Raw genomic sequence first — 10,140 nt, forward strand, 5'->3', positions numbered from 1 at the left:
CACGAAGCAATCGGAAGTGGTTCCAAGAAAAGCCTCTAAGCTTCAGTCATACGAGACCGTACCGCAAACCGACACAGGTGGGCGAGATGAGTATTCTAAGGCGCTTGAGAGAACTCGGGAGAAGGAACTCGGCAAATTGGTACCGTAACTTCGGGATAAGGTACGCCCCGGTAGCTTGAATGGTTTACTCCATGAGGGTGAAAGGGTTGCAATAAACTGGTGGCTGCGACTGTTTAATAAAAACACAGCACTCTGCAAACACGAAAGTGGACGTATAGGGTGTGACGCCTGCCCGGTGCTGGAAGATTAAATGATGGGGTGCAAGCTCTTGATTGAAGTCCCAGTAAACGGCGGCCGTAACTATAACGGTCCTAAGGTAGCGAAATTCCTTGTCGGGTAAGTTCCGACCTGCACGAATGGCGTAACGATGGCCACACTGTCTCCTCCCGAGACTCAGCGAAGTTGAAATGTTTGTGATGATGCAATCTACCCGCGGCTAGACGGAAAGACCCCATGAACCTTTACTGTAGCTTTGCATTGGACTTTGAACCAATCTGTGTAGGATAGGTGGGAGGCTTTGAAGCGGGGACGCCAGTTCTCGTGGAGCCAACCTTGAAATACCACCCTGGTTCGTTTGAGGTTCTAACCTTGGCCCGTGATCCGGGTCGGGGACAGTGCATGGTAGGCAGTTTGACTGGGGCGGTCTCCTCCTAAAGTGTAACGGAGGAGTTCGAAGGTACGCTAGGTACGGTCGGACATCGTGCTAATAGTGCAATGGCATAAGCGTGCTTAACTGCGAGACCGACAAGTCGAGCAGGTACGAAAGTAGGACATAGTGATCCGGTGGTTCTGTATGGAAGGGCCATCGCTCAACGGATAAAAGGTACTCTGGGGATAACAGGCTGATTCCTCCCAAGAGTTCATATCGACGGGGGAGTTTGGCACCTCGATGTCGGCTCATCACATCCTGGGGCTGTAGCCGGTCCCAAGGGTATGGCTGTTCGCCATTTAAAGTGGTACGTGAGCTGGGTTTAAAACGTCGTGAGACAGTTTGGTCCCTATCTGCCGTGGGCGTTGGAAATTTGAAGGGGGCTGCTCCTAGTACGAGAGGACCGGAGTGGACGAACCTCTGGTGTACCGGTTGTCACGCCAGTGGCATTGCCGGGTAGCTAAGTTCGGAAGAGATAACCGCTGAAAGCATCTAAGCGGGAAACTCGCCTTGAGATGAGATTTCCCGGAGCCTTGAGCTCCTTGAAGGGTCGTTCGAGACCAGGACGTTGATAGGTCAGGTGTGGAAGTGCAGTAATGCATTAAGCTAACTGATACTAATTGCCCGTACGGCTTGTCCCTATAACCTTGGCAGTCATTGCCAACGCAAGGGTTCAGCTGTTTGTTGAGACAACAGATTACGAAAACTGCTTCTTCCGGATTCAGAGTGACGCATGCACTATGCAAGCGGCACTCGTACAAGTTATGCCTGATGACCATAGCAAGTCTGTACCACCCCTTCCCATCCCGAACAGGACCGTGAAAAGACTCTGCGCCGATGATAGTGCTGCAACCAGTGTGAAAGTAGGTTATCGTCAGGCTAGTTATATGCAGAAGCCCGTTCAGTTGATACTGAGCGGGCTTTTTGCTTTCTAGATCCTCTCGAGCTTCTTCAGCACACCCGGAGACAACACGAGATCCGTCGCCTTCAGGTTCTCGCGCAGGTGGGCACTCGACGACGTCCCGGGAATCAGCAGAATGTTCGGCGACCGCTGCAACAGCCAGGCGATTGCTACCTGCATCGGCGTCGCCCCCAACTCGGCTGCGACTGCGGACAACGCATCCGACTGCAGCGGCGAAAAGCCACCGAGCGGGAAGAACGGCACATACGCAATACCGTCGCGCGCCAGGGCATCGACCAGCGCATCGTCATTGCGGTGTACGAGGTTGTACATGTTCTGCACGCACGCGATCGGCACGATGCGCCGTGCGTCCTCGACTTGCTTCATCGTCACGTTGCTCAGGCCGACGTGCTTGATGAGACCTTCCTCGCGCAGCTCCGCCAATGTCGTCACCTGTTCTTCGAGCGACCCTTCCGCCGGACCATGGACATCCAACATGCTGCGGAAATTGACCACCTCCAGCACGTCCAGGCCGAGATTGCGCAGATTATCGTGCACGGCCTCGCGCAGTTCCTTCGGCGACGTGGCCGGCAACCACGCACCCTGGGCGTCCCGTCGCGCACTGACCTTGGTGACGATGACGAGGTCGTCCGGATACGGATGCAGCGCTTCCCGGATCAATTGATTGGTGATGTGAGGGCCGTAGAAATCCGAAGTGTCGATGTGGTTGACGCCGAGCGCCACCGCGTCGCGCAGCACGGCGAGCGCGGCCTCCCGATCCCGCGGCGGCCCGAAGACGCCGGGTCCTGCCAGCTGCATGGCACCATAGCCGAGGCGCCGGACGGTGCGGTCGCCGAGTTGATACGTGGTGGACATTGAGATTCTCCTTGATGGATAGTGAACAGTGCAGCCACGATAAGCCCGCGACGATCTCAGGACAATCCGGCATAATCCGCATGGGTTGTACGTCAAAACGGACAATGGAAAACACATGAAAGTCGATCTGGGCGATCTGTCCGCCTTCGTCGCCGTCGCGCGTGCCGGTGGCTTCCGCGATGCCGCGCGGGCCACGAGCGGCAGCGCATCCGGTCTCAGCGATGCGGTACGGCGCCTCGAAGCAAAGCTCGGCGTGCGCCTGCTCAACCGCACCACGCGCAGCGTCGTGCCGACGGAAGCGGGCCGTAGCCTGCTTGCGCGCCTGGACCCCGTGCTCACCGAAGTCGAGAGTGCGCTCGACGTGGTCAATGGTTTTCGCGATACGCCCACCGGCACTCTCAAACTCAATGTACCGATGAGTGCGGCCCGGCTCGTGCTGCCGTCCATTGTGCCGCGCTTCCTGGCCGCGTACCCCGAAATCCGCCTGGAAGTGATCGCGGACGAGAGCTTCGTCGACGTGCTCGCGGCCGGCTGCGATGCGGGTATCCGCTACGAGGAAAAGCTCGAGCAGGACATGGTCGCCGTGCCCATCGGCCCGCGCATCCAGCGCATGGCCGCAGCCGCGGCGCCCGACTATCTCGACCGGCGCGGCCGCCCTCAGCATCCGCGCGACTTGCTGGACCACGCTTGCATGCGCGCGCGTTTTGCCAGCGGCGCCGTCATCCGCTGGACGTTCGAACGCGGCGGCGAGACGATCACGATCGATCCGCCCGGACAATTGCTCGTCCAGGTGGGCGGCGCTCTCGACCTGAAAATCGACGTCGCCGTCGCCGGCACGGGCATCGTCTACCTGTTCGAGGACTGGCTGCGCCCGTATATCGACCGCGGCGAGCTCGAGCCCGTGCTGGAATCGTGGTGGCCATCCTTTTCCGGCCCGTATCTCTACTATCCGGGGCGCAGGCTCGTCCCCGCGCCACTACGCGCCTTCATCGATTTCATCCGCGCGGATCAGTGACCGCGCTGATAGGTGCCGATCAGTTCCGCCTGCGCCTTCACATGTCCCTGCATCGCCTTTTCCAGCTGGGGCTTGGTCGGGTGACGCAGGTCGGGCAGCACGGTGTCGAGCGCATATAATTTATGCACGTAGCGGTGCCGTCCGATGGGCGGACATGGCCCGCCGTAGCGCGTGTTCTTGAAATCGTTCAGGCCGGCTTGCGTGCCGCGCGGCAGTTCCGCCTCGCGTATCCCGGCGGGAAGGTGGTTGGCCTGCGGCGGCAGGTTGTACAGCACCCAGTGCACCCAGGTCATTTTCGGTGCCGCTGGATCGGGCGCGTCCGGGTCGTCGATGATGAGGACGAGGCTGCGGGTGTCGGGCGGGACGCCGGACCACGACAGCGCGGGCGACGTATTCGCGCCATCGCATGTGTGGATGGCGGGGATGGGGCCGCCGGGCGTGAAGTCGGCCGAGGTCAATGTCAGGCTCATGCTTGCCTCCCTGGAGTCGAAACGCTACAGGCTTCGACATCGGCAAACGCTCTCGGTTGCACCGCTTCCAGCCGTCACAGCAGGCGCGCGATCGTCGCGTCGCCGCTGCGTGAACGGCTGGGCAAACACCCGCCACCGTCTGTGCTCCCCCCGATATCGGAACTTGAAGGTAGGCCAGTGTCGCCCAGTTCGTAAAATTCTTGTCCACGATGCCGTGGACACAGGAGCATTATCCGGGTGCAAGCGCCCTCATCTGTTCGCCGCCTCACACAACACGGCCGCGGCCACGCCGGCGTCAGGACCGCGGTTCGCCGACCTGGATCGGGTCACGGCGCGGAATGATGTACCAGAGTCCCACAAAGAGGAGGAGTGAGGCAACCGCGGCAGCGATACTGAGCGAGAGCATGTCGGTTGCAAGCGACACGACCGTCAACATGTCGAGCGACAGCCCAAGAGCCAGTGGCATCAACGCACCCCGGATGGCTTTGCGCGCTACCTTGACCATGAGCGACGTCGCGTAACCGTGCTGGGCGCGGTAATACACTGCCGGCGTCATCAGGAGAGCCATCGCGATCACCATCAAAGCGAGGCCGACCATGTGGCACGCCTGTGCGTACGGCGCGAGGTCATTGAACCGTTCGTTGAACACGGCGATCGTCTGGAAACCAAACACCGCCTGCAGGCCTGGGAGAATGCAGCGCGCCTCTTCGATGATGTCGCGCATGGCTCGGTGGTTCTTTTCTTGTTGAGAAGCTTGATCGTCCATGGGATGACAGTAGCGCCAAACACGGCTGTGTTCAACCGACCGCACGATTGAAGCACGTCGTTACGCGTGGACGATGCCGGCCTGCGATGCCCATTGTTCCAGGCTGTGCCGCTGGATCGCCGCCGCCATCAGGTCGGGGAATAAATCTGGCGTGCAGGCGAAGCAGGGGATGCCCAGCGCGGCCAGCTGCGCCGCATTGTTGCGGTCGTACGAAGGGGCGCCACTGTCGTCCAGCGCGAGCAGGGATATCACCTGCGCGCCGCTGCCGACGAGGCTCGCCGCGCGCCGCAGCATCTCCGCATTGTTGCCGCCCTCGTACAAGTCGCTGATCAGGACGAAGATCGTGTCCTGCGGCCGCGTGACGAGACCCTGGCAATACGCGAGCGCGCGGTTGATGTCCGTGCCGCCGCCGAGCTGCGTGCCGAACAGGACCTCGACCGGGTCGTGCAGCAGCGGCGTCAGGTCAACGACGGCCGTGTCGAACACGACCACCGACGTCGTCACCGCCTTGATGCTCGCAAGGACCGCCGCGAACACGCTCGCGTACACGACGGACGGCGCCATCGATCCGCTCTGGTCGACGCACAGCACGATGTCGCGCAGCGAGCGTCCGCGCCGGCCGTAGCCGATGCGCGTCTCCGGGATGATCGTCTGGTAGTCCGGTTGATAGTGCCGCAGGTTGGCGCGGATGGTGCGCAGCCAGTCGATGTCCTGGTGGCGCGGGCGCCGGTTGCGCGCCGCCCGGTTCAGGCTTCCCGACACGGCCTGGCGCATCGGCGTGGACAGCTTCTTTTCCAGTTCCTCGACGACCTTCGCAACGACGGCGCGGGCCGTCGCGCGCGTCTTGTTCGGCAGGACGCGGTTCAGGCTGAGGAGCGTCGCGACGAGGTGCACGTCCGGCTCGACGGCCGCCAGCATCTCCGGTTCGCACAGCATCTGCTGCAGGCCGAGGCGGTCGAACGCATCCTTCTGCATCACCTGCACGACGCTGGACGGGAAGTACTGGCGGATGTCGCCCAGCCAGCGCGCCACGCGCGGTGCCGATCCACCCAGGCCGCCGCTGCGCGTCTCCGGACCGGCGCCGTACAGCGCGTCGAGTGCCGCATCGATCGCGGCATCGGCACCGCCCAAGTTGAGTGATTCGCCCGCGTCCTGGCCCAGCACGAGGCGCCAGCGGCGCGCTGCTTCTTGTTCATTCGCCATGGACGGCCTCCTGGAGTGACCGAGTCCCGAACAGCGTGTGCAGGATGGGCAGCACGCGGCGCGCCCGCGCCGGATCGATGGCCGTTGCCGCCGCGGCGTGCGTGACCGCGCCGCCTGCTTGCGCCGCACGCTGGCCCAGTTCGCGCCGCTCCGGTGCGCTGAACGTGGCGACCGTCCGGCGCAGCAGCGGCAGCAGTTCCGTGAACACATGGTCCGGCTGCGCGAGCAGCCAGGCGTTCACGATATGCCACAACGGGTCGCTGTGCGCGAGCAGCGCGCCGCTGCCCTGTAAAAACCCTTCGAGCCAGTGCGCGGTAACGAGCGGCGGCACGGCCGGCGAGCAACGCAGCGCGAGCTGGCGCGCGGCGCGCTCGCTGTCCCAGCGTCCCTGCTCGGTGAGGATGCGGCCGCACCGCCCCGCCAGCAGCGGATGCGACAAATCGCTCGTCGCGCCGGCCTCCAGCGCATCGAACCAGGCCGCCGCATGCGCCTCGTCCTGCAACAGGCGCACGGCCTGGTCGGCCGCGATGATCTGGCCCAGCAGTGCGGCGGCCGCATCGTCCGCGACGCCGCGCAGGCCGTACGGCAGCGCGATGCACGCGCGCGCCAGGAGACCGTCGACGACGCTCGCCAGTGCCTGCGTGTCCACGTTGCGCGCGCTGCCGTAGCGCAGCACGTTGACGAGCGACGGCAGCGCCGCCAGCAGCGGCCCGAGGTCGGGCGTCAACGTGCCCACTTCCTGGATGCGCGCCATCAGCGGATCGACGGCCGCGCGCAGGTCGGCCAGCAAGATCGTCTCCATCAGGCGCGTGAGTTCCGGCAGGGTGTGCACCTGCGCGGCGCGGTCGGCGGCGAGCGCAGTTGCGGCGCTGTCGAGCGTGGCGCCCCAGCGGCTCGCGGCGATCAGGTCGACGGCGAATTCCGGCTCCCACGCGAGCTGCCATTGCTCGTGGAACGTGCCCGTCCGGCCGCGGACGGTCTGCTGCCGGCCCCACGGGACGCCCAGCAGCGCGAGGCGATGCAGCAGCACGCTCTTTTCCAGGTGAGCGGGCTGGCGCAGGTCGAGGTCGAGCTCCGTCATGTCCGCCCGCACGGGCATGCGCAGGCGCTTCTGCTGCGCGGCCACGTCCTGCGCGAGCGGCACGGCCGGCACGTCGTCCGGCACGGTGCCCAGCGCCTCGTCGACGAGCAGTTCGCGCCGGATCAGACGCAGCGGCGCGTCGCTGTCGTAGCAGAACACGGCGCGCACGGCTTCCATCAATTCATCCAGGCCCGGACGTGGACGGTCGCGCAGCGCGGCCAGCGTGTCGGCCAGGCGCGCCGCCTCGATCACGTGGGCGGACGATGCGTCGAGATCGTGCTTGCGAAGGAGCGTCGCGACTTCCGTCAGCCAGTGCAGGCCGGCGCGCTCGCGATGGCGCCACAGGTGGCGATACCAGCCGGGCGCCGTCACGCCCGCGCCGTAGCCGCTGGCGAACGTGAGGCGGCCGTGCGTCCACGGCACCCACGTCGCCGCGATCTTTTCCTTCGCCAGGCCTTTCAACAGATCGGCGTCGCTCTTCGCGCTGGGCAGCGTCGCGAGGGCCGGCACGTGCCACGCCCCACACACGACGGCGATGCGTTCGCGGCCATCCTTGACGGCCTGGCGGATCGCCGTGCGCATCCACGCTTCGCGTTTTATTTCGACGTCGTCGGACGGCGGGCCGGCTTCGTTGCGCAGCGCCGTCATCATCTCGGCGATGGCGGCGAACAGGTCCAGGCTGTCGCCGCGCTGTTCGACGAGGTGGTCCCACCACGTCTCCGTGTCGCCGTAGCCGGCCGCGCGGGCGAGCCAGCGCAGCGGGTCGTCCTGGATGTCGTCCTTCTTGTCATCCTTCTTGTCGTCCGCTGCGCGCAGTGCGAAGCGGTAGGCCTGCGGCAGATCGCAGAAGCGCAGCTCCGCGCCATGTTCGCTCGCGTAGCGGAGCGCCTGCCATTCCGGCGAATACTCGGCGAACGGGTAGAACACGGCGCGCTGCGGATCGGCCGGCGCGTACAGCAGCAGGGCCACGGGCGGTACCAGCTCCGCATGGCCGGCAAAGGGCGCCAGCGCATCCGCTTCCGCCGGACCCTCGACGAGGATGCAGTCCGGCGCCAGCGCGGACAGCGCGGCCGCCAGGCTGCGCGCGCAACCGGGGCCGTGGTGGCGGACGCCGAACAAGTGGACGCTCATGCCATGACGTCGCGGCAGGCGCGGTACAAGTCCTTCCACCCGTCGCGCTCCTTGACGACGGTCTCCAGGTATTCGAGCATCGCCACGCGGTCCTGCAGCGGATCCTTGACGATCGCGCCGACCATGCCGGCCGCAAGGTCCGCGCCGCGCAGCACGCCGTCGCCGAAGTGCGCCGCCAGCGACAGGCCGTGCGTGACGACGGAGATCGCCTCGGCCGTGCTCATGCTGGCGCTGGGGACTTTCAGCTTCGTCTTGCCGTCGCTGGTGACGCCTTCGCGCAGCTCGCGGAACACGGTGACGATGCGGCGGATCTCTTCCAGCGCCGGCGTCTCGGCCGGCAGCTCCAATGCGCGCCCGATGCTCGCCACGCGCGTCTCGACGATGCGCACTTCCTCGTCGGCCGTGCGCGGCGGCGGCAGCACGACGGTGTTGAAGCGGCGTTTCAGTGCGCTCGACAGCTCGTTGACGCCGCGGTCACGGTCGTTCGCGGTGGCGATGATATTGAAGCCTTTCTCGGCCAGCACCTCGTCGTCCAGTTCCGCGATCGGCAAGACCTTCTCGGACAGGATCGAGATCAGGCCGTCCTGCACCTCGCCCGGCATGCGCGTGAGTTCCTCGATGCGGGCGATGCGTCCCGTGCGCATGGCGCGCATCACGGGACTCGGGACGATGGCCTCCTGCGACGGGCCCTTGGCCAGCAGCTGCGCGTAGTTCCAGCCATAGCGCACGGCTTCCTCGCTGGTGCCGGCGGTGCCGTGCACGACGAGCGTGGAGTCGCCGCTGATCGCGGCCGCGAGATGTTCGGACACCCACGATTTCGCGGTGCCCGGCACGCCGAGCAGCAGCAGGGCGCGGTCGGTGGCGAGCGTGGCGACGGCGATCTCGATCACGCGCGGATTGCCGATGTACTTGGCGCTGATCGTCGCGCCGTTTTCCAGCTCGCCGCCCAGCAGGTATGTCGAGACGGCCCACGGCGACATCTTCCAGCGGGGCGGGCGCTGGCGCGTATCGGCGGCGATCAGCGCTTCCAGCTCGTCGGCGTACTGCTGCTCGGCGTGCTGGCGGAGGACGGAAGAGGTGGCGGTCATGCGGGCTCCTGGAATGAAAGGGTCATCTCGTGGCGCAGGCGCGCGAGATCGAAGAATGCATTGACGGCGTTGTCCCACTCGGCGTCGGGCTGCCAGGCCGCGCGCAGGCCTGCTTCCGACGCGACGGTGGTCGCCGGGTCGAGCGCGAGGGCGAGGCTGGACAGCATCTGGCGTACGAGCCACGGGTGGCCCATGTCGGGCAGCGGCAGCAGCGATGTGCGCAGCCGCTCCAGCGCGCACCGGCTCATGTCCGCGGACCAGGCATGTGGTGCGCCAGCGGCAAGGCGCGTCATTAACCGCATCGGGAACCCGTCGCCGATCCACTTGCCGGCGAGGGCGTCGAACAGGGCATCGTCTTGTGCGATGTGGGCGGCGGCGACGTCGAACAGGCTGTCGGGCACGGCCTCGCGCAGGGAGGGGCGGGCGCCGGCCGACCAGACGAGGAAGTCGCGCAGCCACGCGCGTGCGCCGTCCTGGCGCTGGACGGCCAGCGCCCAGCCGCGCACGAACACGGCGGCGAATTCGCCGTGCGCGGCGAGTTCGAGGCAGGCGCGCGGTGTGCGGTCGACATGGCGCGGCCACACGTTCGGATCGACGGCCGCCAGGATGTCCACGACCCACCCGGCCTTTTCGCCCAGGCCGTGATGCGGCGTGGCGCCGATGCCGTCGCGCCGCATGGCCGCATCCAGCGCTGCCGGCAAGGCCAGTTCGATGCGGTCGGATGCGATCCGCAGCAGCGGCAGCAGCCGACCCTCCATGCGCTGCGCCAGCCGCGATCCGGGCAGGCGCGCGAGCAGGCGCTGGGCCGCCGTTCGCACTTCCTTGCGGCGATCGTCGAGCGCCGCTTCGAGGAAGGCTTCGTCGTCCGGCCCCAGTCCGACGGCCAGGGCGGCCAGCAGG

8 protein-coding genes and 2 rRNA genes are annotated in these 10,140 nt (G+C 65.7%); 3 read left to right on the forward strand and 7 right to left on the reverse strand.

Going from position 1 to position 10,140, the window contains the following annotated elements; genetic code table 11:
- Positions 1-1,350: ribosomal RNA gene (locus ACEN88_RS16655) — 23S ribosomal RNA — on the forward strand; the annotation flags it as partial.
- A gap of 126 nt (positions 1,351-1,476) precedes the next feature.
- Positions 1,477-1,589, forward strand: a 5S ribosomal RNA gene (rrf, locus tag ACEN88_RS16660).
- A gap of 51 nt (positions 1,590-1,640) precedes the next feature.
- On the opposite strand, the gene ACEN88_RS16665 is transcribed toward rrf, so the two are convergent.
- On the reverse strand, positions 1,641-2,486 hold the full coding sequence (locus ACEN88_RS16665; RefSeq protein WP_413341300.1) for an aldo/keto reductase family oxidoreductase: 846 nt from the start codon (positions 2,484-2,486) through the stop codon (positions 1,641-1,643).
- Positions 2,487-2,601: 115 nt separating this feature from the next.
- Between ACEN88_RS16665 and ACEN88_RS16670 the strand changes: the two genes are divergently transcribed.
- Entirely contained in the window at positions 2,602-3,501 is a 900-nt protein-coding gene (locus ACEN88_RS16670; RefSeq protein ID WP_413341302.1) for a LysR family transcriptional regulator, read from the forward strand.
- On the opposite strand, the gene ACEN88_RS16675 is transcribed toward ACEN88_RS16670, so the two are convergent.
- The 6 genes from ACEN88_RS16675 to ACEN88_RS16700 form a co-directional block, all read right to left on the reverse strand.
- Positions 3,495-3,971 (reverse strand): YbhB/YbcL family Raf kinase inhibitor-like protein, encoded by a 477-nt coding sequence (locus ACEN88_RS16675; protein WP_413341304.1) that lies wholly within the window; start codon positions 3,969-3,971, stop codon positions 3,495-3,497. The genes ACEN88_RS16670 and ACEN88_RS16675 overlap by 7 nt on opposite strands.
- 295 nt (positions 3,972-4,266) lie before the next feature.
- Positions 4,267-4,737 (reverse strand): DUF6328 family protein, encoded by a 471-nt coding sequence (locus ACEN88_RS16680; protein ID WP_413341306.1) that lies wholly within the window; start codon positions 4,735-4,737, stop codon positions 4,267-4,269.
- Between the two features lie 60 nt (positions 4,738-4,797).
- On the reverse strand, positions 4,798-5,940 hold the full coding sequence (locus ACEN88_RS16685) for a VWA domain-containing protein (protein WP_413341307.1): 1,143 nt from the start codon (positions 5,938-5,940) through the stop codon (positions 4,798-4,800).
- Positions 5,930-8,152, reverse strand: a complete 2,223-nt coding sequence (locus tag ACEN88_RS16690; protein WP_413341309.1) for a DUF5682 family protein — start codon at positions 8,150-8,152, stop codon at positions 5,930-5,932. The genes ACEN88_RS16685 and ACEN88_RS16690 overlap by 11 nt, the downstream gene beginning before the upstream one ends.
- Entirely contained in the window at positions 8,149-9,240 is a 1,092-nt protein-coding gene (locus tag ACEN88_RS16695) for an ATP-binding protein (protein WP_413341310.1), read from the reverse strand. Before ACEN88_RS16695 ends, ACEN88_RS16690 begins: the two co-directional genes overlap by 4 nt.
- A partial coding sequence (locus tag ACEN88_RS16700) for a DUF5691 domain-containing protein (RefSeq protein ID WP_413341312.1) occupies positions 9,237-10,140 on the reverse strand: 904 nt, incomplete at its 5' end. The genes ACEN88_RS16695 and ACEN88_RS16700, both read right to left, overlap by 4 nt.

This window comes from Massilia sp. CT11-108 (assembly GCF_047302915.1).
Classification (GTDB): Bacteria; Pseudomonadota; Gammaproteobacteria; order Burkholderiales; family Burkholderiaceae_D; genus Telluria; species Telluria orientalis.

Excerpts from the sequence above, each read along its gene's own strand:
- ACEN88_RS16665 (WP_413341300.1), bottom strand. The coding sequence starts at position 2,486 with ATGTCCACCACGTATCAACTCGGCGACCGCACCGTCCGGCGCCTCGGC.
- ACEN88_RS16670 (WP_413341302.1), top strand. The coding sequence starts at position 2,602 with ATGAAAGTCGATCTGGGCGATCTGTCCGCCTTCGTCGCCGTCGCGCGT.
- ACEN88_RS16675 (WP_413341304.1), bottom strand. The coding sequence starts at position 3,971 with ATGAGCCTGACATTGACCTCGGCCGACTTCACGCCCGGCGGCCCCATC.
- ACEN88_RS16680 (WP_413341306.1), bottom strand. The coding sequence starts at position 4,737 with ATGGACGATCAAGCTTCTCAACAAGAAAAGAACCACCGAGCCATGCGC.
- ACEN88_RS16685 (WP_413341307.1), bottom strand. The coding sequence starts at position 5,940 with ATGGCGAATGAACAAGAAGCAGCGCGCCGCTGGCGCCTCGTGCTGGGC.
- ACEN88_RS16690 (WP_413341309.1), bottom strand. The coding sequence starts at position 8,152 with ATGAGCGTCCACTTGTTCGGCGTCCGCCACCACGGCCCCGGTTGCGCG.
- ACEN88_RS16695 (WP_413341310.1), bottom strand. The coding sequence starts at position 9,240 with ATGACCGCCACCTCTTCCGTCCTCCGCCAGCACGCCGAGCAGCAGTAC.